Raw genomic sequence first — 23,062 nt, forward strand, 5'->3', positions numbered from 1 at the left:
CATGAGTACAGAATTACTGATCAATGTCACGCCAAGCGAAAGCCGTGTTGCCCTAATAGAAAACGGCGTATTACAAGAAATTCAATTAGAACGAATAGGTAACCTAGGTATTGTAGGTAACATTTATTTAGGAAAAATCAGCCGTGTTTTGCCTGGTATGCAAGCGGCCTTTGTTGATATCGGTCTTGAAAAAGCGGCATTTTTACATGCATCAGATATTGTCAACAGTGCATCTATTGTTGAAGGGGTCGACGACGTACCAATAAAAAAAGTACAAGATATTAGAGAGTTAGTTCGCCAAGGCCAATTCATAATGGTGCAGGTGGTAAAAGATCCTCTGGGTACTAAAGGTGCTAGGCTTACTACTGATATAACGATACCTTCTCGATACTTAGTTTTTATGCCTGATGCGACTCATGTTGGTGTTAGTCAGCGCATAGAAACCGAAGAAGAGCGTTCGCGCCTTAAAAAAATTGTTGCTGAATATGGTGACGAAAATGGCAGTTTTATTGTTCGCACTGCTGCAGAAGGTGCTAGTGAAGCTGAATTACGGCACGATGCCGGCTTTTTAAGAAAGCTCTGGGAGAGAATAACATCCCGTCGTAAAAAAACGAGCAAAGCCAGTATATTACATGAAGATCTGACGCTTACTTTTAGAACGCTACGAGATTATGTCGGTGAAGACATGGAGCGTATTCGTGTTGATTCAAAACTCACTTATCAAGAATTAAAACTATTTACCGAAGAATTTGTACCACAATTGTCGCAAGTCTTGGAGTATTACCCAGGTGAACGGCCAATTTTTGATTTATTTGATGTTGAAAATGAAATCCAAAAAGCGCTACATCGCAAAGTTACGTTAAAGTCGGGTGGCTATATCATTATTGATCAAACCGAAGCGATGACTACGGTTGATGTAAATACTGGCGCGTTTGTGGGTCATAGAAATTTAGAAGAAACCATTTTTAATACCAATGTTGAAGCTACTTCAGCCATAGCTCGCCAACTTAGGTTACGTAATTTAGGCGGTATTATTATTATCGACTTTATTGACATGGTAAGCGAGGATCACAAACGTCGAGTGCTTCATTCACTTGAAGCTGCTTTATCACAAGATCGAACCAAAACGAACATTAACGGACTCTCAGCACTTGGCTTGGTAGAGATGACTCGTAAGCGTACCCGTGAAAGTTTAGAGCATATTTTATGTGATGTATGCCCTGCCTGTTCAGGTCGCGGTTCGCAAAAAACGGTTGAAACAGTTTGCTACGAAATATTACGCGAAATAGTCCGCGTTAACCGAGCTTATGCGGCAGATAAATTTATGGTTTATGCCGCACCTGCTGTAAGCGAAGCTTTACTCAATGATGAATATCATAACCTTGCGGAACTTGAACTGTTTATAGGTAAGCAAGTACATATTCAAACCGAAAGTTTGTACAGCCAAGAACAGTTTGATGTGGTGATGATGTAATGAAGGTAAAAGCGGCCTGTTTTTTTTGTTTTAGAAAGTTATGGCAAACTTGTGCCATCACTTTAGTGTTACTGGCCGTTATTGTCTCTATTTTAAAGTATACACTACCCTATGCAAACGATTACAAAAGCAATATTGAAACCTACCTATATGATAAGTTTGCAATAAGCCTGTCAATTGGCGCAATTTCGGCGAGTTGGCAGGGCAGTGGGCCTGCTCTAGTGCTTGAAAACTTATCGTTTAAAGATAACGAAACTGCGCCTATATCACTCACCATAGCCAAAACAAGCTTAGAGCTTAACTTGTGGGAAAGCTTAAAAACGCTGCAATTTAAATCTAACTATTTTGTTATTAATGGTTTTCATACCAGCGTCAATATGGCTAATTTATTTAATAGTAACGAGACTGAAGAGGTTTCGTTTGAACAAAAAGAATTAATAGAAGAGCTTTTTTTAGGTGAAACAGGCCATTTTGCAGTAGAAAACTCGAGCATTAACTTTGTGCTAGAAGATGGCACAGAGCGGAAATTGTTGCTCAAAAATATCACTTGGCAAAACGAAGAAAACCAGCATTTAGGCAGTGGCACCTTAGCTTTACCCGGGATTTCAGTGGGTAATTTTGATGCACACATTGCACTTACTGGTGAAACAATTGAGCAAGTGGCGGGTGATATATATGTGCAAGCAAATAAAGTTGATGTGTCTAATTTGTTATCGCAATACATTAACACTGAAAAGCAGCAATTAAGTAGCGATATAAATTTACAGGCGTGGCTTAAGCTTGAAAAAGGGCTTGTAAGTGATATAAAAATGCAATGGTTACCTAGCTTTGTTCGATGGAAAAGTGCAGAGCAAAATCAGCAAGTAAGTTTGAGTGAAGGCGGCTTTCATTTATATCCAGAGCAAAACAGCTGGCACTTAAAAAGCACTGGTTTAACATTTAATAGTAATAAAACAACGTGGCCAAGTTTAAAATTTGAAGCGCAACTAGGTACTCAAAAGCAACTATGGTTAGAGCAAGTTGATTTGGGGTTGCTTGCTAATTTAGCGGAACTTACACGTTTTGATACACTTAAACCATTTTTAAATCGACAACCTAGCGGTCAAATAAAACAAGCTTATGTCAGTTTTAATAATGCACAGCAATGGCAGTTATGGTTCGAGGCGAACGAGATTGGCTGGCAAGAATTGGATTCAATACCAGCAGTGCAAGGGTTGCGTGTAAACGGTTTAGTTAACCAAAGCCGCGGTCGTATTTCATTGTTTGGCGAAAACGGTACATTGGTTACAGGGGACAGCTTTAGTAATGATATAGCTTACAACCAGCTTAATATTGTGCTTGATTTAGCTAAGCAAAATGATAGCTGGCATATCAGCAGTGATAATATTTGGTTTGATAACAACGAAGTGACATTAGTTGCCGAGATGGCACTGAGCTTAGGTAAAACCCCCCGCTTAGATTTATATGCAGAAGCGTTCGCACCAGATGCGAGCATTGCAGGTAATTATTTTCCGCTTAAAGCGATGAGCTCAGAACTTGTTAGCTATCTAAATGGTGCAATTAAAGGTGGTGAAATAGCCAAAGCGCAGATTTTATTTGCCGGACCGGTATCGGGGTTTCCATTTGCTGATGGTTCAGGTCAGTTTAATGTATTGGCACAAATAGATAATGCAACCTATGAATTTGATCCTGATTGGCCAACTGTTACTGATGCAAATGTTGCTCTGCATTTTGCTAATGAACGTATGGATATATATAGTCAGCAGGGCAAACTAGTAAATTTAGACATAGGCAGCAGCGTAAAAGTAAGCATTGCCGATTTGATGAATGCTGACGAAGTTATTGTACAAATAGATAAAAAAGCACCAATGGAAAAGTTGCATGATTTTTTTGCAGCCACTCCTATTGCCAATCCTCTTGCTGAGATTTTTACTGTTGTGCAAGGCAAAGGAGAGGCACAAGCCAGTATTGAGTTATTAATTGGCTCTAAGTTTGAAGATGGTGCAAGTGTGAGTGGCAAAGTTGACTTAAGTAATCTGCCAGTATTCATTGCGACTCCAGGTATTGATCTTAAAAACCTAAGTGGTGAACTTAGTTTTAAAAACGACAATATCACACTTCAAAATGCTACAGCTACGTGGCTTGGTATGCCATTAAATATTAACTACAGCAGTAAAAGTGATGCTAAAAATTACCAAGTAAATATAGATATTAATGCGCAACTTGACGCCAATACCTTAATAGCACGCGGACAAGGTATTTTAAAAGATTACCTTAAGGGTCAAAGTGATATTGATATTGGTTTAGTCCTTAACTTTACCGAGCAAGGTTTTAATTATCGTGCACAGGTAACTTCAGAACTACTTGGTTTAACGAGCAACTTACCAGCACCTTATAATAAAACGAGTGAACAAATATGGGCACTTGATGCTGTTGTGCAAGGCGATGAAATTTCAAACCTTATTACAGCAAATGCAAATCAGCAATTTTACTTTAATGCTATTTTAGAAAATAATAAGTCGCAATTTAGCAATGCTCATTTTGTACTGGGTAAACAAGATTTAGGGCTTAGCCCAAAAGATTTAAGCGTTAATATTAATCTCGAGCAAACAGAGTTAGTCCCGTGGATTGATCTTATTGATCAAATAATTGATGCAGCAAAAGACGATCCAGATAGCCAATCATCAGGCATTATGCCGCCGTTAAACAAGGTTGTTGCAAATATAGGTACTTTTAATGCAAGTAGTATTGTATTTAATGACTTTGAAATGCAGTTGGCACCTATGCAAAGTGATTTGTCTCTAAAATTAAACGCAAAAGAGTTACGTGCTGGTGTATTTATTCCTACCTCTCAGCCGAGTCAGCCAATACGTATTAATGCTGATTATTTAAGACTTAACTTTGCACAGAGAATCCAACAAGAGCTAGATACCAAGGATGCAGAACTCGACGAAGATTTAAGTTGGTTAACTAAAGTGCCGGCAATAGAGTTTGAATGTAGTGACTGTAAAATATCTCATTATCAATTAGATAAAGTAAGTGCCTCGCTATTAGGTGATGGCAAGCGACTTGTTATTTCTGAACTCGTTGTTGATAAAGGCGACCATATACTGCGAACCAAAGGACAATGGGAAAATGGTTTAACTAATCTTAATGGCGAGCTTAAAAGTGATGATGTAGGTGCCTTGTTTGATGAGTTTGATATAACTACAGCGATTAAAGATTCTAAAACAACCATTAATTATAATTTAGGGTGGCAAGGCGCTCCTTATGACTTTGATGTTGCAAGTTTAAGTGGTGAAATACAGTGGGATTTAGGAGAAGGGCATTTAACTGAAGTTAGTGATGGTGGTGCACGCGTATTTTCGTTGTTGAGCCTTGATTCATTAGTGCGCAAACTGAAACTTGATTTTAGAGATGTTTTTTCAAAAGGCTTTTTTTATAACAGCATGCAAGGCACTATGCAGTTAGAAAACGGTATTGCTTACACCAAAGATACTAAAATGGACGGTGTACCTGCCGATTTAACCATTAAGGGCTACGCAAACTTAAACACCCTTGATATAAATTACGATCTTGCTGTCGCACCACAAGTAACGTCGAGTATTCCGGTTATTGTTGCTTGGATGGTGAATCCAGTAACAGGGCTTGCGGCGCTAGCACTTGATAAAGTTATTCATTCAGCGAATGTTATTTCAGAAATTAATTTTAAAGTAACGGGTAAAATGAACGATCCTATAGTTCAAGAACTCGACAGAAAAAGTCGTGAAGTTACGCTACCTCAAGCTGCGCAAAATCAGCCTCAAACATCAACAGAGTTAACGCTTAAAAATACTGATGTAAAAACAGCTAATGAGTAATACCGAGAGCCTTAAAACAGCTACAATAGTTGCAGTGCAAATGTGCTCAACGCTAAATGCTGATGAAAACATGGCAAGCTTAAAGTGCGTGTTGAAAACATTACCAGCAACCAGGCCATTGCTTGTTTGTTTACCTGAGGCTTTTTTAGTCTTTAGCAAAAGTGGCCACGATACGCTCGTTGTTGCTAAGCAAGTTGAGCGATACAAACTACAACTTAGTGAATTGTGCCAACACCATAACATTTGGTTAAATGCAGGCACAATGCCTGAGCAATTTAACGAACATAAATATTATGCAGCATCGCACTTATATAATAATCAAGGCGAGCTGGTTGCAACGTATAACAAAATACATTTATTTGATGTAAGCGTTGATGATCAAACAGGTAGCTATCGAGAGTCAGATTTTACCCAAGCAGGTAGCGATGTGGTGGTAGTTGATTCTCCCTTTGGTAAAATAGGCTTAACAGTATGTTATGATCTGCGCTTTAGTGGCTTATTCAACGAACTGGTACGCCAAGGCGCCGATATTATTTTAGTACCCAGTGCGTTTACAGTCGTCACAGGGCAAGCACACTGGCAACCGCTATTAGCAGCTCGCGCAATAGAAACACAATGTTATGTAGTTGCAGCAGCTCAGTACGGTACACATGAAAATGGCCGACAAACATATGGCCACAGTATTATTATTTCACCTTGGGGTAATATCCTGAGTGAATTGCCAACAGGCACCGGTTTTATAAGCTGCAACGCAGATTTAGACCAGTTACAAAAAATTAGACGAGATATGCCCGTGCAGTCTCATCAACGATTTAGAGAGCATTTATTATGAATTCGGTTGAACAGCATTTACTACACGACAGCCAGCTAAATAGAGAAGAGCTCGAAAAAACGCTCGCTTACATACATCAGCATAAAGTGGATTACGCTGATTTATATTTTCAATCAAGCCACCACGAATCATGGGTGCTTGAAGACGGCTTAGTTAAAGAAGGCTCTTACAACGTTGAGCGCGGCGTTGGTGTACGTGCTGTAAGCGGCGAAAAAACAGGTTTTTCTTACTCTGATGCAATAAATCTTGAAGCACTAAATAAAGCTGCAACAGCAGCGCGTAGCATTGCAGATGCAGGTGAAGATAGAGCGATTAAAGTATTTAGCGATGTTAAAGCCAAAGAGCAGTTTGCACCACATCAGCCAATTTCTAGTATGAGCGATACCGACAAGGTCAACTTATTACGCGAACTTGAAAACTATATTCGTGAACTAGCACCCGATGCAGAGCAAGTAATTAGTTCAATGTCTGCGGTATACGAAGAAGTATTAATCGCGGCAAGTGATGGCACGTTTGCCACCGATATTCGCCCGCTTATTCGTTTAAACTGCTCGGTACTGCTTGAAAAAGAGGGTCGCCGTGAGCGCGGTGGCGCAGGCGGTGGTGCACGTTTAGACTATGGTTATTTTAAAGAACTTGTTGATGGTAAACCACGGTGGATGGAATTTGCCGAAGAAGCGGTACGCCAAGCAAAAGTAAACCTTGAAGCAATTGATGCCCCTGCTGGTACTATGGAAGTTGTACTTGGTAATGGTTGGCCTGGCGTGCTTTTACACGAAGCTGTAGGGCATGGACTTGAAGGTGACTTTAACCGCAAAGGTGCATCTGCATTTAGCGGTAAAGTTGGCCAAAAAGTAGCGTCTGAACTATGTACAGTGGTTGATGATGGTACAATGGCTGATCGCCGAGGGTCGCTTAACGTAGATGACGAAGGCACACCTGCAGCTTACAATGTACTGATCGAAAAAGGTATTTTAAAAGGCTATATGCAAGATAAGCTAAACGCGCGTTTAATGGGTGTAAATCCTACAGGTAACGCACGTCGCGAGTCTTACGCGCATTTACCTATGCCTCGCATGACCAATACTTACATGTTAGGTGGAGAGCACAGCCAGGCCGATATTATCAGCAGCGTTAAAAAAGGGGTATTCGCGCCTAACTTTGGCGGCGGGCAAGTAGATATAACCTCAGGTAAGTTTGTATTTAGCGCATCAGAAGCGTATTTAATCGAAAATGGTAAAATTACTCAGCCGATTAAAGGCGCAACACTTATTGGTAATGGCCCAGAAGTAATGCAGCAAATATCGATGGTTGGTAACGACTTAGCACTTGATAAAGGTGTTGGTGTTTGTGGTAAAGATGGTCAAAGCGTACCGGTAGGCGTTGGTCAGCCAAGTCTTAAAATTGATAATCTAACCGTTGGCGGTACAGCTTAACTTTTGTAAGTATCATATAGCCTCAAAATTACAACCTTGAAAGCGCAAGCTCTCAAGGTTTTTTTATATTAATTGTTGCTGTAAAAAGTCCATAAATGCCACTGCTTGCCTAGGCTGAAATTTACGTGACGGATAGACAAACTGTAAACCAATCTGTTCTTTATCTTTATTACTAAATCCAAGAATATCTTCATCGAGTAAAGTTACTAGGCTACCGTTAGCTAAATCAACACTAATATCGACCAATGATTTAAGTGCAATACCAGCTCCATTAATAGCCCAATGCCTGATCACCGAACCATCACAGCTACTCATAGCGACTGGAACACGTATTATTGTGTTTTTAAAATGCCATTCATTCATCGGCTGGCCAAACCGCTCCATCACCAGGCATCGATGATCAACTAAATCATCCGGTGATAAAGGTTGCCCATGTTTTTCTATGTAATCAGCTGAGGCACATAGCACCCGTTTGTTGGGTTTGATCATACGGCTGATTAAATTACTGTCTGGTAAGTTACCAAAGCGGATAGCGACATCAATGCCTTCTTCAATTAAGCTGATTAAGCCATCTGTTAAATGAAGATGCGGTTTTACTTGCGGATTAAGGGCGACAAATTTTGATAGCGCAGGGGCAACAAACTGCTTACCAAAATCTGAAGGTGCAGTGATTTTTAGGCTGCCAGAGAGCTCACAGTCATTGATGGCGATGCTCTGCTCTGCGGCATCAACTTCAGCAATCACTCTTAAACAGCCTTGATAAAATCGCTCACCTGCATCCGTTAACTTAATGCTGCGGGTATTACGGATCAATAAACGTGTTTGATAGTGATTTTCGAGCTGATTAATTCGCGCCGTCATGCTCGCTGGCGATAAACCTATTTTCCGTCCCGCTGCCGCAAGTCCTGCGGATCTCACTACATGAACAAAAAGCTGCATATCATCAATTTTAGCCATTAATCCTCACTTTTATATTCAGTTTTTATGAATAGTCTTTTTAATATTAACTCAATTATCAAATTATCATAAACAATTAAACTGGCTGTATTAAAAACGACAAGAGAAAACGAATGCGATTAGATCATGTGTTAATTGCGAGTGCTGATTATCCAGTAATGCGCCAATTTTTTATCAACTCTATTGGATTAACGCAAGGGTACCGGCCACCGTTTTCATTTGAAGGTAGTTGGCTATATGGCACCGATAATATTGCGTTAATCCACTTAGTCAACGCTGCTGGAAATAAAGCACAGCAGCGTTATTTATCAGCGGTTAATAGCAAAATGCAAGGCCGAGGTGTTGTAGATCATATTGCAATTCGTAGCTTACGTTACCAAGCATTCAAGAATCGTTTAGATCAAACAGGAGTCATTTACTTTGAGCGCTCAGTGCCTGAGCTGCTAGAGCATCAGATTTTTATAGATGGGCCTGAAGGGCTAAAAATCGAAATGCTATTTAATAGTAATGAAATTTAGTTTTAACCCTAGGGCCAGTTGACCTTTGTGGATTGAAATTTGTTCAATCTAGGGGCGATTTAATCGCGGCGCGAGGTTTGTAACCTAGTGGGCTAAGTAAAAACCGAGCAACAAAGAGTTAATTGCCCCTAGGTAGAACCCTTCGGGCAGCGCATGTTTGGCATTTATACTGCGTTATCGCCTATTTATGGGGAGTAACCACACACCATAGGCTCTGCCTTGCCTAAATATCAAACATGCAGCTGCAAAATCAATCGCTAAAGGTCAACAGGCCCTAGTGTAAATTATTAAATAAGAGAGCAAATTATGTCTATAAAATCGTTATTCAACGCTAAAAAAATTGGCGATACACCCCTTAATAATCGAATTGTTATGGCGCCTATGACCCGCTCACGCACAGCGCAACCAGGTGATATTCCAACTGAGTTAATGGCAACGTACTATGCTCAACGCGCAAGTGCTGGGCTGATTATTTCAGAGGCAACGCAAATTAGCCCGCAAGGTAAAGGTTATTCGTTCACACCTGGTATTTACTCGCAGGAGCAAATTGAAGGTTGGAAACTTGTAACACAGGCGGTGCACAACGAAGGCGGGAAAATATTTTTACAGCTGTGGCATGTAGGGCGTATGTCACATCCTTCATTTCATAGTGATGGCTTACCTGTTGCGCCATCAGCACTGGCTCCAGATGCACAAGTTTGGGTTGTGGGTGATGATGGACAAGGGCGCCTGCTTGATTGCCCAACCCCACGAGCGCTTAGTGCTTTAGAAATTAAAGCGATTGTGAACGACTATAAACAAGCGGCTATTAATGCAATAAAAGCAGGCTTTGATGGTGTTGAAGTACATGGTGGTAACGGTTACTTAATTGACCAGTTTTTACGACGCTCATCGAACAAGCGCCTTGATGAATATGGTGGCAGTCAAGAAAACAGAATACGCTTTGTGTGTGAAATTATCGCTGCAATTAGTGGAGCTATTGGCGCGCACAAAGTGGGTATAAGACTCGCACCTTTTATAACCCAGCGTGGTATGGATGACAATGAAGCCATTGAAACAATTTTACTCGCTGCAAATAAGTTTGATGACATTGGTATTGCATATATTCACCTAGCAGAAGCAGATTGGGACGATGCGCCAACAGTGACACGTGAATTTAGAGAGGCGCTACGTCGCGGCTTTAGCGGCGCTATTATGGTTGCTGGTAATTACACCGAACAAACAGGGGCTGAGCTTATCGATAAAGGCCTTGCCGACTTTATTGCATTTGGCAGACGTTTTATTGCCAACCCTGATTTACCGTATCGCATTGAACACCAACTACCATTAAGCAGTATTACTGACCATGCAACGCTTTTTGGTGGCACAGCGGTAGGTTATACCGATTACCTTCCTTATCAGCAATAAATCAGATTTTTAAAGATAAAAACAAGGAATACCTATGTTTAATATAACAAAAACAGCTGCCGCTTTAATACTGACCGGCTTGTTTAGTAGTATAAGTTTTGCTGCTGAATTTAATTTATCAAGCCCTGATTTACAGCAAGGTCAGGCAATAACGAAGACACAATATTGGAACCACTTTGGCTGTCAAGGAAGCAATATTAGGCCGCAACTTGATTGGCAAAACGCGCCTAAACAGAGCAAAAGTTTTGCTGTGACAGTTTATGACAATGATGCACCGACAGGCAGCGGGTTTTGGCATTGGGTGGTGTACGACATTCCAGCAAATACGAGCTCAATTGCATCCAAGTCACTACCTCTTGGTGCTGTTGAGGGCAATACTGATATGGGCAAAGCTGGCTACTTTGGCCCTTGTCCACCAGAGGGAAGAAAGCACAATTACACTTATAAAGTATATGCATTGGATGTTGAAAAGCTTGATGTACCAAAGGGCGCAACGAGTGCATTAACAGGTTTTTTTATACACCAGCATGCCCTAGATACAGCCAGTATCACGGTGACGGCAGGTCCGCGTTAATTAACTTAGGATATACAGATGAAAATATTATCTCTGTTTACGTGTTTAATCGCATTACTTGGTAGTTTACCAACTAGCGCTGAACAGCTCTCTGAAAAATCAGGGTTTTGGCCAGATAATGCACAGCTAGTGATCTCTATTTCAATGCAATTTGAAGCCACCGCACAGGATGCTTCTGATGCTGGGCCATTTCCTCAAATAGAAGTGGGCTACAACGACACTATCTCTCCTACATGGTATCAATATGGTATGAACGAGGGTATTCCACGGTTGCTCGACTTATGGGATAAGCATAATATCAAAGTGACGTCGCACATGGTGGGCAGGGCTGTTGAGTTAAATCCTATGTTAGCCAAAGAAGTGGTTACAAGAGGGCATGAAGCATCGGGTCATGGTCAAACGTGGACCCCGCAATACTCAATGACAGCAGAGCAAGAGCGTGCTTCATATATTAAAAGCGCTAATATAATTGAGGAAATAACGGGCACTCGCCCTGTTGGTTTTAATGCTTTTTGGATGCGACACTCAAAAAACACATTATCCATTTTACAAAACTTAGGCTTTATTTATCACATTGACGACTTATCACGTGATGAACCATCGTATACACCTGTAAATGGTAAGCCTTTTGTTGTAGTGCCTTATACCTTTAGAAATAACGATATTGTTCGTTACTCGGGCAGCACTGCGATGACAGGTAAAGCCTATTTACAAGAACTAAAAGATGAGTTTGATGTACTTTATAGCGAAGGTAAAACAAGACGGCGAATTATGTCGATAAGTGCGCATGACCGTGTTGCAGGGACGCCTGCGAGAGTTAAAGCACTTGATGACTTTATTCTGTACGCCAAGCAGCATCAAGGTATTAAGTTTATGCGTAAAGACAATATAGCAAAATGGATCATGCAACAAACACAAGTGCCGACTAATCCAGCAAGAAAATTTAACGACTGATGCAACAGCACTGAATGATAGACTAAACATACGCAGCTTTAGGGCCTATTGATATGGCCCTAAAGGGGGGATAATATGCTTGTATATTCAAATGAAAACAGATGTTGTTGATATGATTAAAAAACTTGTTTTTAGCCTAGCCCTTATTACTCTCAGTGGCTGTACTAGCTTATCGCAAGAAGAGTGTGCATACGCAAATTGGCAGCAGCTAGGTTATGATCATGGCGAATCAGGCAAGGCTTATAACCAAGGTATTGATACAGTAAAAGCTTGTCGAGAGTTTGGTATTTCACCTGACGTTGCTTTGTATAAAGAAGGTTATAACAATGGCCTGCAGCACTATTGCAAACTTGAAAACGGCTTTACAGTAGGCATTCGTGGCGAGTCATTTAATGGCGTGTGTAACAGCAAACAGTTTCGAAAGGCCTGGGAAGAAGGTAATGATCGTTACCAAATCGAAGCAAGAAAAACCGAAATAAATAACCGACTCGACACAATAAACAGACGACTTGAAGTGATCAGCAATGAGTTAAGTGCTGCAAATGTCTCCAGTAATCAGCGCAGAGAGCTCACTAATGAGCGAAGGGTACTTGATGATGAGCGCAGCTCTTTAAGACGAGAGCGTTCGCTTATTCCATTATTAAATAAGTTGCCTTCGTTTCGTGTTGAATACGAGTTATAGATAAGCGAGGCTTAGGCTAAAAAACCAAAGAGTGGTTTGCAGTACTACCTAAAAGTTAAATAAGCGCGAAATCAACTCGCGCTTATTTTTAATGGTTATTGTCATATCAATCGGCTTAAATATGGGTCTATTTAACGATGTTATGGAGTATTTAACTCGTTAATTTGTTTAAATGCTTATGTCGATTGGTATAAGTAACCTGAACTCTGGAAATAAATCTAAATATCACCATGATTCAATATGTTAGTAAATCTCTTAACTATAGTTCAGGTTAAGTAAGATTTATACCTCGCCCGCATCAGTGCTACTTTTCAGCGCTTGTGCATACCACAGTGCCATAAAACACTCAGTGAGTTTATGTTCAATTTCAAGTGCTTTATCGGTTGGGCAAAACAACGTAAAACTGGCTCTAAACTCACCTAAATCCGTTGTACCAAAGTGAATTTCAGGCTCAGGGCCCGAAATTTTAGCATCCAGCTTTCTTTCAATAATTGAATTGTATCGACTGGCTACTTCTTCAAATTCTTTACAGTAAAGTTTAGCTTTAGCAGTTAACGTGTCGTAAATTGGGTATGGGTTAAAACTCTCTTTACGTACAATAGTAAAATGATGAGTGGCAAAGCGTTTTACAAAATTTAAGTTTTTAATTGGGCTGGTGATCAGCTTATTGTTAGGTATGTATATAGTTTTTCTTGAAAACTGATAAGTATGCATATCAATTTCATGCATAGTGGTTTTTATCCAATCAGTTTCGGCGACTTCACCATAATACTCACCGACCTGAATCCAATCGCCGACTCTAAATGGCCGCGTTGTCACTAAGTAAAAAAAGCCAATGACACACTGAATAAATTCACGTGTAGCAAGTACAATTGCAACAGCAAAAGCGGCAATTGAGAGAGCAAAGTTTTGTATTTCAGTAGACCATACAAATAGTAGTGATAACACCATTACAAAATTAATAAAGTGCTTAATATTATGTGCAATGTAGCGAATATCTTTTTCTTTTTTTTCTGCACGATTTTTCGCTAATTTATCAACAAGTACTTTGAGAATAAATGCAATTGTGAGCATCACTAATGAAATAAGAAATGGGTGAGATAATATATCTGTGAGCATAATTTCCAGTTCGATATGAGTTGATTAAGACACACTAAGTATATTGATTTATTAAGCCAATTGGTAAACTTAATGCAAATAAAAACCCCTTAGCAAATTAATACGAAGGGGCTTATGTTTTTAAATTTGTAAAAAGCTTATTTCATGGTAACAAACTCTTCTGAGCCTGTTGGGTGAATAGCAACAACGGCATCAAAATCAGCTTTAGTTGCGCCCATTTTCATGGCAACTGCAAAACCTTGAATCATTTCATCAACTGCAAAACCAATACCATGTAGGCCAACTACTTTTTCGTCTGGGCCGGCACATACAAGTTTCATCTTACAAGGCTGACGATGTTTGGTTACGGCTGTGTACATAGCTGTAAAACCAGATTGGTAAATTTTAACGTTTTCTTCACCATACTGGGAAATAGCTTCTTGCTCAGTTAAACCAATAGTACCAATTGGTGGGTGACTAAATACAACCGTAGGAACTAAGCTGTAATCCATTTTTAAATCATCAGGTAGTTCTTTATTAAATAAGCGCTCAGATAAGGTACGGCCTGCTTTTACTGCTACTGGTGTAAGTTCAATACCGTTTTCGATGATATCGCCAACTGCGTATACATTTTCAGCTGTCGTATTTTGATACTCATCAACTTTTACAAAACCACTGCTGTTTACTTCTACGCCTGCGGCTGCAACGTTAATAGCATTGGTTGTTGGCTCGCGACCAATTGCCCAAATAACTTGGTCAACGTTATGAGTTTTACCGTTATCTAAATGCAGTGTTACAGACCCATCATCTTCTTTTATCAATTTATTTGGTACAGAATGAGTGTGTAAAGTAGGGCCTTCGGCAGCCATTACTTCAACAAGTGTATCTACAATGTACGAATCAAAGCTGCGAAGTGGAGCGTGTTTACGTACAAATAAATGCGTCTCAGTACCTAGACCGTGTAATACACCAGCAAGCTCAACGGCTATGTAGCCTGCGCCAATAACGGCAACGCGCTTAGGCTGTTCTTTTAGTTCAAAAAAGCCATTTGAATCAATGCCGTGCTCAGCACCTTCAATATTTGGAATACTTGGGCGCCCACCAACTGCAATTAATATATGGTTGGCTGTGTAATGCTCGCCATTTACTTCAACTGTTTTATTATCTACAAATTTAGCAAAGCCTTTAATTACAGTAACGCCATTGCTGGCAAGGCCACTGTCATAACCTTTATGAATTCGGCCTATGTAGGCTTCGCGGCTTTCTACTAACTTGCTCCAGTCAAAACCTTTAACTTCAACATTAAAGCCGTAATCTGGGGCATATAAATTAATTGCTTCAGCAACCTGAGCACCATGCCACATTACTTTTTTAGGTACGCAGCCTACGTTTACACACGTGCCGCCCATGTGCTTTGCTTCTATAAGTGCTACTTTAGCGCCACGCATCGCTGCTCTATTTGCAGAGGCAATACCACCACTGCCACCACCGATTGCAATATAATCAAAGTGTTGTGTCATTTTATGTCCTTAGGCGTTGAGTTTTATGCGCATTAGCATAACATTAAGTTTTAAAAATAAAGAGTGTTTAGGTGACCTATGTTTAGTAAAAAAACATTCGAATTTATCACTTTGCTTGAACAAAACAATAATATAGAGCGGTTTAACAGTCACAAAATCAGGATATCAAGAATACGTAACAGAGGCCGCTTTAGATTTTATTAGGCAAAGTAAGCGCCATTTACCGATTAGATAAGAGTTGTTTTTTTATTTTTAGACCCAATTTAAACGTAATGCATTAACGCAAAGAGAGTATTTATGAGCAACCCATTAATTGGCCTTGAAGGCTTACCACCATTTTCAAAAATAAAGCCTGAGTACGTAGTACCAGCACTTAAAGACGGTATTGAGCTTTGTCGTAAAGCCATTGATGACGTACTTGCAAAAGGGTCGTACACGTGGGATGACTTAGTATTACCCCTTGAAGAAGCTGACGATAAATTATCGCGCATGTTCTCCCCTGTATCGCATTTAAATTCAGTAATGAATAACGACGAATTACGCGAAGCTTACGAGCAGTGCTTACCGTTAATATCTGAATATTCAACATTTGTAGGTCAGCATCAAGGTTTATACAACGCGTATAGTACGCTTTATAGCAGCGACGAATTTAAAACGCTGACTACAGCACAGCAAAAAACAATAACTAATGCGCTGCGTGATTTTAAATTATCGGGTATTGCATTAGCGCCGAAGCAGCAAAAACGCTACGGTGAAATAAGCGCACGTTTATCAGAGCTTGCTTCTAAGTTTGGTAATAACGTAATGGATGCGACCTTAGCGTGGCACAAACACATTACTGACGAAGCCGATTTAGCCGGTTTACCAGAATCAGCCTTAGCACTTGCAGCCGACACTGCAAAAAGTAAAGAATTAGACGGTTGGGTATTTACCCTTGATTTTCCGTCGTACTTGCCAATTATGACTTATGCAGATAATCGCGAGCTTCGCAGAGAAACCTACACTGCGTTTTCTACCCGCGCATCCGATCAAGGCCCTAACGCCGGTGAATTTGATAATTCTGATATTATGAGTGAGGAGCTTGCGCTTCGCCATGAACTTGCACAGTTACTAGGATTCAACAGCTACGCTGAAAAATCACTGGCAACTAAAATGGCCGAAACACCGGCGCAAGTATTCTCGTTTTTAGAAGACCTAGCGGCTAAATCAAAACCACAAGCAGAGCAAGAAGTGGCAGAGCTAAAAGCTTACGCTGAGCAAAAGCATGGTATTTCTGAATTGCAGGCATGGGATTTTGGTTACTACAGCGAAAAACTTAAGCAAGAAAAATACGCAATTTCAGACGAAGTGCTACGTCCTTACTTCCCAGCAAATAAAGTATTAAGTGGCTTATTCGAAACCGTTAACCGCTTATTTGGTATTAGCGTAAAAGAAGTTACTGACTTTGACAGCTACCACAAAGATGTACGCTTTTTTGAAATTGTAGACAGCAGCAATACCCTACGCGGACGTTTTTATCTCGATTTATATGCGCGCGACCGTAAACGCGGCGGTGCGTGGATGGACGACTGTATGGGTCGTAAAGTACGTGCTAACGGCGAGTTACAAACACCGGTTGCTTATTTAGTATGTAACTTTAATAAAGCGGTAGGCGATAAGCCTGCGCTGTTTACTCATGACGAAGTGACAACCTTGTTCCACGAGTTTGGCCATGGTATTCATCACATGTTAACTCAAGTTGATGCAGCACCAGTAGCGGGTATTAATGGGGTTGCTTGGGATGCAGTAGAGCTTCCTAGTCAGTTCTTAGAAAACTGGTGTTATGAAGAAGAAGCACTGAGCTTTATTTCAGGTCATTATGAAACGGGCGAGCCGTTACCTAAAGAGCTACTTGATAAGTTACTAGCGGCTAAAAACTATAACTCAGGCATGCAAATGCTACGTCAAATTGAGTTCTCGTTATTCGACTTTAAAATACATAATGATTATAAAGCCGGTGAAGAATGCCAAATTCAAACGGTATTAAACGATGTACGTAGCCGCACGTCGGTGGTTAATCCGCCTGAGTTTAATCGTTTTCAACATGGTTTTAGTCATATCTTTGCTGGTGGTTATAGTGCTGGTTACTATTCATATAAGTGGGCTGAAGTTCTTTCTGCTGATGCATTTTCTAAGTTTGAAGAAGAAGGTATTTTTAACCCAGAAACAGGGCAAGCCTTCATGCAAAATATTTTAGAAAAAGGCGGCAGTGAGGAGCCGATGGAGCTATTTAAAAAATTCCGTGGCCGCGAGCCAAATGTAGATGCTTTACTGCGTCATAGTGGTATTGCGGCTTAAAAATAAATTTTTTAGCACAAACTAAACTAAAGCGCCTTGATGGCGCTTTTTTATTATCTAAATTTTACCCTAAAATTTTTAGTAAATTCAGTCTACCAAGCTATGCTCTTAACATACCTAACAAAATGGACTAGGGCATGGCAAAGCTAATATTGGCAATTGATGACGATAAGTTGGTTCACCATATAATTGAGGAGTCTTTAGCAGGTTTTTGTAAAATTATTCATGCGAAAGATGGTGATGAAGGTTTAAGACTCACAAAAAAATACAAGCCAGATATTATCTTACTCGATATAGAAATGCCGGGTAAATCAGGTTTTGACGTTTGCCAAGTCATTAAAAAAAATGAGCAGACCAAAGACATCCCCGTTATGTTTCTATCATCCAATATCGAGTTGGCTGATCGTGTAAAAGGTTACAGTGCTGGTGCATCTGACTATATAGCTAAGCCTTTTAATGCCCAAGAATTGATGGCGCGCATAAAGGTGCTTTATGAATATCGTCAACAAGGCATAAAGTTAAAAAATGATGTAGAGCATGCAGAAAAAACGGCCCAAATAGCCATGACTGAATCAGGAGATATGGGGCGAATAATGCGGTTTGTTGGGCAAAGTTACCATGCTAATAATTTTCAATTATTAAGCGAATATTTTTTAGCATTTTTTACTCCTTTCAATTTAGATGTCGTGGTTGTATTTTGGTACAAAAGCCAAGGCATATTTTATAGCTTACAAAGTGCGGTGTGCCCATTAGAGCAAGAATTGCTAGAACAACATAGGTACGCGCAGCGGTTTGTTGATGTTGGTGCCAGCACCATTATTAACTACCCTAAAGTATCATTACTGATAAAAAATATGCCCGTTGACGATAGTGCTAAATTTGGACGTTACAAAGATTTGTTTCCGCACATTTTGGAGATCACCAATGAAAAAGCGATCACCATACAAAATAATGAAAATAGCTACGAACAGGCCGCGCAAATAGGCATTGCGCTTGAAGATATAGTAAAACAATTAGTTTCTCAGAATCAGGCACAAAACAGTATTACTAAACAGTTTATAGAACAATTACATGAGCTTGATTGTGCAATTAAACTGCAAAAAGAAAGTGATAAGCTTTGTGACTTAACACCCTACTTTATCAAGCTAGATCAAACTATGCAGCTATTTACTTCTGCTAATAGCGATTTAGCATTTATTAAATGTCAGCTTAAGCAAATTAATGAAACTCGCAATGAGTTACTCGCTAGCTTGCGTAGTAACGCTGGTGAACTTGTCTTACAAAATACCACTGAAAATAATGATATAGAGCTATTTTAGTGCTTTAACTTGCACTGATTGATATACTGATCAGGTATTTTATCGTCGGAGTGTATAGTGGTTATTCAGTGTGTTTTTAAAGAGTGTCGCCCTTATTTAAATGAGTTAGAAACACGTTTTGGTTTGGCTCAGTGGGCAGAACAAAGCAATGGTTTTAGCCTACATTATGACGATAGTGGCTTGAGTTTATATAAAACAGATGAACCCAAATTAGGCGCAATCAATGTTGATTTTGTAACCGGTGCAGCGGCACATAGACGTAAGTTTGGTGGGGGGAAAGGCCAAGCAATTGCAAAAGCGGTTGGCTTAAACAAAGGGGCAACGCCCGTTGTGCTTGATGCAACAGCAGGCTTAGGTCGTGATGGTTTTGTACTTGCGTCACTAGGGTGCAACGTTATATTGCATGAACGTCATCCCGTAGTGGCCGCGTTATTGTATGATGGTTTACAGCGCGCTTATAACGACATAGAAATTGGCTCATGGATGAAGCAAAGTATGAGCCTCATATTTGGTTCGAGCCATACGTTACTATCGCAATGTGAAAGCATCCCTGATGTAGTTTATTTAGATCCTATGTTCCCGCATCGTGAAAAATCAGCTCTTGTTAAAAAAGAAATGCGTGTATTCCAAGAGCTTGTTGGTGCAGATACCGACGCCGACGATTTACTCGAATTCGCCTACCCACTCGCCAGTAAACGCGTAGTCGTAAAGCGCCCCGATTACGCCCCATTTTTAAATGATCAAACCCCAAGTATGCAAATTAAAACTAAAAAAAATCGCTTTGATGTGTATGTAAAAGCGGCAATGGTTTAAACACTAAGCATAGATTGGTGTTTTTATACAATAAAGCCGGCTCATGTAAGAAGCATTATATTGGGCTGGATCTTAGGATCTAGCTTTTTGAATCTAGGATCTTGTGGCATTTTCATGTTAGAATTCGCGCAATTTTTGGCATAGGTAAGTAGCATAGCAATGATCTTAGATGATATTCGCGTTGTTTTAGTTAACACATCACACTCAGGCAATATTGGCTCAGCAGCTCGCGCCATGAAAACCATGGGTTTATCAAAACTTTATTTAGTTGACCCCGCATGTGAAATAGACAGCCACGCGAGTGCTTTGTCTGCAGGTGCCAGTGATGTTTTAGGCAATGCAGTTATTGTTGGGACTGTTGAAGAAGCGATTGCCGATTGTGCATTAACAATTGGCACCAGTGCGCGCTCGCGTACGCTTTCTTGGCCTATGGTTGAACCACGTGAATGTGGTGAAAAACTGGTTGCAGAAGCTGTAAATGGCCCTGTAGCACTTGTGTTTGGTCGTGAAAACAGTGGTTTAAGCAACGATGAGTTACAGCTTTGTAATTACCATGTATGCATCCCTGCGAATCCTGAATATAGCTCGCTTAACTTAGCGATGGCAGTGCAAACGTTGTGCTACGAAACACGCATGGCGTTTTTAAATCAACAGCCTAAAAAGGTTGAAGAGGATGACACAGTTTACCCGAGTTCAAAACAAACAGAGCTATTTTACGATCACCTTGAAGAGACACTGTTTAAAACTGGCTTCATAATAAAACAGCACCCAGGTATTGTAATGACAAAGCTACGTCGCTTATTTAACCGTGCTCGTCCAGAAGATGCCGAAATGAACATTTTACGCGGTATTCTCACCTCAATTAATAAGTCTATCCCTAAGTAACTTAGGTATAGCGATTAGTTATAAAAGACCGAGACTAATTAACGCGCTAATACTTGACTAAATTACTCAGGTAATTACAATGGCCGTAATACTTGACTAAAGAGGTCAAGTATTGAAAATTTGTTAACTCTACAATTTAAAAGTAAGAGTGTTTAAATCAAATTTTTATCAAGTGATAATACTTGACTAATCTACTCTGGTAATTAAAATTTGCACTCTTTGTGCAGGGGGCGTTATGAAGTTAACATCAAAAGGCAGATATGCCGTTACAGCGATGCTGGATGTTGCACTGCACACAGGTGTAGGTCCTGTAGCCCTTGCTGATATTTCACAGCGACAAGAAATTTCTTTGTCATACCTTGAACAATTATTTGCCCGTTTACGTAAAAATGGCTTAGTAAGTTCTGTTCGTGGGCCTGGTGGTGGTTATTTACTAGGGCGAGAAACGAACGTTATTTCTGTTGGCGATATTATTAGCGCCGTAGACGAATCGGTCGATGCAACACGTTGCCAAGGTGCCGATACCGGCTGTCAGAGTGGCATGCGTTGTTTAACACATAATTTGTGGTCAGATTTAAGCGCACGTATAGAAGAATTTTTAAACAATATTACCCTTGCTGAATTGGTGGAAAAGTCAGATGTGAAAGAAATAGCATCGCGCCAAGATAACAGTATTAATAATGCAATCAAGCAGTTGGAAAATATTCAAGTAAGCTGTCAACTTTAAAGTTGACCTGCAGCGGAGAGAGAAATGAAGTTACCGATTTATTTAGATTACGCAGCGACCACGCCTGTTGACGAACGTGTTGCTAAAGAAATGATGCAATGCCTGACAATGGACGGTAAATTTGGTAACCCTGCGTCACGTTCACACCGTTTTGGTTGGCAAGCAGAAGAAGCCGTTGACCAAGCGCGTAATGATATTGCGGATTTAATTAATGCAGACCCACGTGAAATAGTTTTCACTTCGGGTGCAACTGAATCAAATAACCTTGCTATTAAAGGTGCCGCACAGTTTTACAAAAAGAAAGGTAAGCACGTTATTACCGCTAAAACTGAGCACAAAGCTGTTATCGACACATGTCGTGAGCTTGAGCGCCAAGGTTTTGAAGTAACGTATATGGACGTTGAAGAAAACGGCCTACTTGATTTACAAAAACTTGCCGACACAATGCGTGACGACACAGTACTTGTAAGCATCATGCATGTTAATAACGAGCTAGGTGTAATTCAAGATATCGCGACTATTGGCGAAATGTGTCGCGAACGTAAAATTATGTTCCACGTAGATGCAGCGCAAAGTGCGGGTAAAGTACTTATCGACATACAGCAGCTTAAAGTTGATTTTATGTCGTTCTCTGCACACAAAGCGTACGGTCCTAAAGGTGTTGGTGCACTTTACGTTCGTCGTAAACCACGTGCTCGCTTAGAAGCGCAAATGCACGGTGGCGGACATGAACGCGGTATGCGTTCTGGTACGCTTGCTACTCACCAATTAGTGGGTATGGGAACTGCATTTAGAATCGCCAAAGAAGATTTTGAAAAAGATTACGCACACATCAGTGCATTACGTAAACGTCTAATTGACGGCATTATGTCTGATATGGACGAAGTATACTTTAACGGCACACAAGACCAATCAGTACCAGGTATTATAAACATCAGCTTTAACTTTGTTGAAGGTGAGTCGTTACTTATGGCAGTAAAAGACATTGCAGTATCGTCAGGTTCAGCCTGTACATCTGCAAGCTTAGAGCCTTCTTATGTACTGCGTGCACTTGGCCGTAACGACGAATTAGCACATAGCTCAATTCGTTTTAGTATTGGTCGCTTTACTACCGAAGAAGAGATTGATTACACCGTTGAATTAATGAAAAACTCTATCGGTCGCCTACGTGAAATGTCTCCACTTTGGGAGATGCATCAAGAAGGTATTGATTTAGATTCAGTTGAATGGGCCCACCACTAATAGTGTGAGCACATACCCTAGCAGGTAATGAGGATAGAATAATGGCTTATAGTGATAAAGTAATCGACCACGTAGAAAACCCACGTAACGTAGGTACTCTAGATAAGAATGATCCGTCAGTGGCAACGGGTATGGTAGGCGCACCAGCATGTGGTGACGTAATGAAATTGCAAATCAAAGTATCAGCCGAAGGCGTTATTGAAGATGCAAAATTCAAGACCTATGGTTGTGGTAGTGCAATTGCTTCATCTTCACTTGTAACAGAGTGGGTTAAGGGTAAAACATTAGACGAAGCAGCGACAATTAAAAACACTGATATCAGTGCAGAGCTTGAATTACCACCAGTGAAAATTCACTGTTCAATTTTAGCCGAAGACGCAATTCAAGCAGCAATTGCAGACTACAAAAGTAAACAAGCGAAGTAAGA

Annotated in this window: 19 protein-coding genes; 16 read left to right on the top strand and 3 right to left on the bottom strand. The window is 40.3% G+C overall.

What is annotated here, in order from left to right; all coding sequences use genetic code 11:
* Position 1 precedes the first annotated feature (1 nt).
* From rng to tldD, 4 genes are read left to right on the top strand one after another with little or no spacing between them, the layout of a single operon-like run.
* Positions 2-1,474 (top strand): ribonuclease G, encoded by a 1,473-nt coding sequence (rng, locus tag ACJJVZ_RS05390; RefSeq protein WP_077536165.1) that lies wholly within the window; start codon positions 2-4, stop codon positions 1,472-1,474.
* Positions 1,474-5,334: a YhdP family protein gene (locus ACJJVZ_RS05395; RefSeq protein WP_405598750.1), complete on the top strand. Its 3,861-nt coding sequence runs from the start codon at positions 1,474-1,476 to the stop codon at positions 5,332-5,334. The genes rng and ACJJVZ_RS05395 overlap by 1 nt, the downstream gene beginning before the upstream one ends.
* Positions 5,327-6,166 (top strand): carbon-nitrogen hydrolase family protein, encoded by an 840-nt coding sequence (locus ACJJVZ_RS05400; protein ID WP_405598752.1) that lies wholly within the window; start codon positions 5,327-5,329, stop codon positions 6,164-6,166. The genes ACJJVZ_RS05395 and ACJJVZ_RS05400 overlap by 8 nt, the downstream gene beginning before the upstream one ends.
* Positions 6,163-7,602, top strand: a complete 1,440-nt coding sequence (gene tldD / locus ACJJVZ_RS05405; RefSeq protein WP_138584335.1) for a metalloprotease TldD — start codon at positions 6,163-6,165, stop codon at positions 7,600-7,602. Before ACJJVZ_RS05400 ends, tldD begins: the two co-directional genes overlap by 4 nt.
* Positions 7,603-7,665: 63 nt before the next feature.
* Here the strand turns inward: tldD and ACJJVZ_RS05410 are convergent, their stop codons facing one another.
* Positions 7,666-8,559: a LysR family transcriptional regulator gene (locus ACJJVZ_RS05410; protein ID WP_405598755.1), complete on the bottom strand. Its 894-nt coding sequence runs from the start codon at positions 8,557-8,559 to the stop codon at positions 7,666-7,668.
* A 113-nt stretch (positions 8,560-8,672) separates the two neighbouring features.
* On the opposite strand from ACJJVZ_RS05410, the gene ACJJVZ_RS05415 reads away from it, so the two are divergent.
* From ACJJVZ_RS05415 to ACJJVZ_RS05435, 5 genes are all read left to right on the top strand, one after another.
* Positions 8,673-9,077, top strand: coding sequence for a hypothetical protein (locus ACJJVZ_RS05415; protein ID WP_077536155.1), 405 nt, complete (start codon positions 8,673-8,675; stop codon positions 9,075-9,077).
* A 306-nt stretch (positions 9,078-9,383) separates the two neighbouring features.
* The gene (locus tag ACJJVZ_RS05420) at positions 9,384-10,484 is read left to right on the top strand and encodes an alkene reductase (protein ID WP_405598757.1); all 1,101 of its coding nucleotides are present in this window, start codon (positions 9,384-9,386) and stop codon (positions 10,482-10,484) included.
* A gap of 34 nt (positions 10,485-10,518) precedes the next feature.
* Positions 10,519-11,058, top strand: coding sequence for a YbhB/YbcL family Raf kinase inhibitor-like protein (locus tag ACJJVZ_RS05425; protein WP_193156192.1), 540 nt, complete (start codon positions 10,519-10,521; stop codon positions 11,056-11,058).
* An 18-nt stretch (positions 11,059-11,076) separates the two neighbouring features.
* Complete coding sequence (locus ACJJVZ_RS05430; protein ID WP_193156193.1) at positions 11,077-12,012, top strand: polysaccharide deacetylase family protein; 936 nt, start codon at positions 11,077-11,079, stop codon at positions 12,010-12,012.
* A 91-nt stretch (positions 12,013-12,103) separates the two neighbouring features.
* The gene (locus ACJJVZ_RS05435) at positions 12,104-12,694 is read left to right on the top strand and encodes a DUF2799 domain-containing protein (protein ID WP_405598761.1); all 591 of its coding nucleotides are present in this window, start codon (positions 12,104-12,106) and stop codon (positions 12,692-12,694) included.
* A 282-nt stretch (positions 12,695-12,976) separates the two neighbouring features.
* Here the strand turns inward: ACJJVZ_RS05435 and ACJJVZ_RS05440 are convergent, their stop codons facing one another.
* Both ACJJVZ_RS05440 and gorA read right to left on the bottom strand, forming a co-directional pair.
* The gene (locus ACJJVZ_RS05440) at positions 12,977-13,813 is read right to left on the bottom strand and encodes a mechanosensitive ion channel family protein (protein ID WP_077536151.1); all 837 of its coding nucleotides are present in this window, start codon (positions 13,811-13,813) and stop codon (positions 12,977-12,979) included.
* Between the two features lie 137 nt (positions 13,814-13,950).
* Positions 13,951-15,312, bottom strand: coding sequence for a glutathione-disulfide reductase (gene gorA / locus ACJJVZ_RS05445; protein WP_405598764.1), 1,362 nt, complete (start codon positions 15,310-15,312; stop codon positions 13,951-13,953).
* 297 nt (positions 15,313-15,609) lie between these two features.
* Here gorA and prlC point away from each other — a divergent pair, with 297 nt between their 5' ends.
* The 7 genes from prlC to iscU all read left to right on the top strand — a co-directional run bounded on the left by prlC (position 15,610) and on the right by iscU (position 23,060).
* Positions 15,610-17,649: an oligopeptidase A gene (gene prlC, locus ACJJVZ_RS05450; protein ID WP_405598766.1), complete on the top strand. Its 2,040-nt coding sequence runs from the start codon at positions 15,610-15,612 to the stop codon at positions 17,647-17,649.
* A 137-nt stretch (positions 17,650-17,786) separates the two neighbouring features.
* Positions 17,787-18,968 (top strand): PleD family two-component system response regulator, encoded by a 1,182-nt coding sequence (locus tag ACJJVZ_RS05455; RefSeq protein ID WP_193156196.1) that lies wholly within the window; start codon positions 17,787-17,789, stop codon positions 18,966-18,968.
* 57 nt (positions 18,969-19,025) lie between these two features.
* Positions 19,026-19,781, top strand: coding sequence for a class I SAM-dependent methyltransferase (locus tag ACJJVZ_RS05460; protein WP_182702346.1), 756 nt, complete (start codon positions 19,026-19,028; stop codon positions 19,779-19,781).
* A gap of 159 nt (positions 19,782-19,940) precedes the next feature.
* Positions 19,941-20,666 (top strand): tRNA (cytosine(32)/uridine(32)-2'-O)-methyltransferase TrmJ, encoded by a 726-nt coding sequence (gene trmJ, locus ACJJVZ_RS05465; RefSeq protein ID WP_182702347.1) that lies wholly within the window; start codon positions 19,941-19,943, stop codon positions 20,664-20,666.
* Between the two features lie 235 nt (positions 20,667-20,901).
* The gene (gene iscR, locus ACJJVZ_RS05470) at positions 20,902-21,393 is read left to right on the top strand and encodes a Fe-S cluster assembly transcriptional regulator IscR (protein WP_024612845.1); all 492 of its coding nucleotides are present in this window, start codon (positions 20,902-20,904) and stop codon (positions 21,391-21,393) included.
* A 24-nt stretch (positions 21,394-21,417) separates the two neighbouring features.
* Positions 21,418-22,635, top strand: a complete 1,218-nt coding sequence (locus ACJJVZ_RS05475) for an IscS subfamily cysteine desulfurase (protein ID WP_077536140.1) — start codon at positions 21,418-21,420, stop codon at positions 22,633-22,635.
* 41 nt (positions 22,636-22,676) lie between these two features.
* Positions 22,677-23,060, top strand: a complete 384-nt coding sequence (gene iscU, locus ACJJVZ_RS05480) for a Fe-S cluster assembly scaffold IscU (protein ID WP_007377675.1) — start codon at positions 22,677-22,679, stop codon at positions 23,058-23,060.
* The last annotated feature ends 2 nt before the right edge of the window (positions 23,061-23,062 follow it).

It is taken from the genome of Pseudoalteromonas sp. Ld19 (genome assembly GCF_045064135.1).
Taxonomy (GTDB): Bacteria; Pseudomonadota; Gammaproteobacteria; order Enterobacterales; family Alteromonadaceae; genus Pseudoalteromonas; species Pseudoalteromonas aliena.

What these genes read in the sequence shown, in the direction of transcription:
- rng (WP_077536165.1), top strand. Translation starts at nt 2, where the DNA reads ATGAGTACAGAATTACTGATCAATGTCACGCCAAGCGAAAGCCGTGTT.
- ACJJVZ_RS05395 (WP_405598750.1), top strand. Translation starts at nt 1,474, where the DNA reads ATGAAGGTAAAAGCGGCCTGTTTTTTTTGTTTTAGAAAGTTATGGCAA.
- ACJJVZ_RS05400 (WP_405598752.1), top strand. Translation starts at nt 5,327, where the DNA reads ATGAGTAATACCGAGAGCCTTAAAACAGCTACAATAGTTGCAGTGCAA.
- tldD (WP_138584335.1), top strand. Translation starts at nt 6,163, where the DNA reads ATGAATTCGGTTGAACAGCATTTACTACACGACAGCCAGCTAAATAGA.
- ACJJVZ_RS05410 (WP_405598755.1), bottom strand. Translation starts at nt 8,559, where the DNA reads ATGGCTAAAATTGATGATATGCAGCTTTTTGTTCATGTAGTGAGATCC.
- ACJJVZ_RS05415 (WP_077536155.1), top strand. Translation starts at nt 8,673, where the DNA reads ATGCGATTAGATCATGTGTTAATTGCGAGTGCTGATTATCCAGTAATG.
- ACJJVZ_RS05420 (WP_405598757.1), top strand. Translation starts at nt 9,384, where the DNA reads ATGTCTATAAAATCGTTATTCAACGCTAAAAAAATTGGCGATACACCC.
- ACJJVZ_RS05425 (WP_193156192.1), top strand. Translation starts at nt 10,519, where the DNA reads ATGTTTAATATAACAAAAACAGCTGCCGCTTTAATACTGACCGGCTTG.
- ACJJVZ_RS05430 (WP_193156193.1), top strand. Translation starts at nt 11,077, where the DNA reads ATGAAAATATTATCTCTGTTTACGTGTTTAATCGCATTACTTGGTAGT.
- ACJJVZ_RS05435 (WP_405598761.1), top strand. Translation starts at nt 12,104, where the DNA reads ATGAAAACAGATGTTGTTGATATGATTAAAAAACTTGTTTTTAGCCTA.
- ACJJVZ_RS05440 (WP_077536151.1), bottom strand. Translation starts at nt 13,813, where the DNA reads ATGCTCACAGATATATTATCTCACCCATTTCTTATTTCATTAGTGATG.
- gorA (WP_405598764.1), bottom strand. Translation starts at nt 15,312, where the DNA reads ATGACACAACACTTTGATTATATTGCAATCGGTGGTGGCAGTGGTGGT.
- prlC (WP_405598766.1), top strand. Translation starts at nt 15,610, where the DNA reads ATGAGCAACCCATTAATTGGCCTTGAAGGCTTACCACCATTTTCAAAA.
- ACJJVZ_RS05455 (WP_193156196.1), top strand. Translation starts at nt 17,787, where the DNA reads ATGGCAAAGCTAATATTGGCAATTGATGACGATAAGTTGGTTCACCAT.
- trmJ (WP_182702347.1), top strand. Translation starts at nt 19,941, where the DNA reads ATGATCTTAGATGATATTCGCGTTGTTTTAGTTAACACATCACACTCA.
- iscR (WP_024612845.1), top strand. Translation starts at nt 20,902, where the DNA reads ATGAAGTTAACATCAAAAGGCAGATATGCCGTTACAGCGATGCTGGAT.
- ACJJVZ_RS05475 (WP_077536140.1), top strand. Translation starts at nt 21,418, where the DNA reads ATGAAGTTACCGATTTATTTAGATTACGCAGCGACCACGCCTGTTGAC.
- iscU (WP_007377675.1), top strand. Translation starts at nt 22,677, where the DNA reads ATGGCTTATAGTGATAAAGTAATCGACCACGTAGAAAACCCACGTAAC.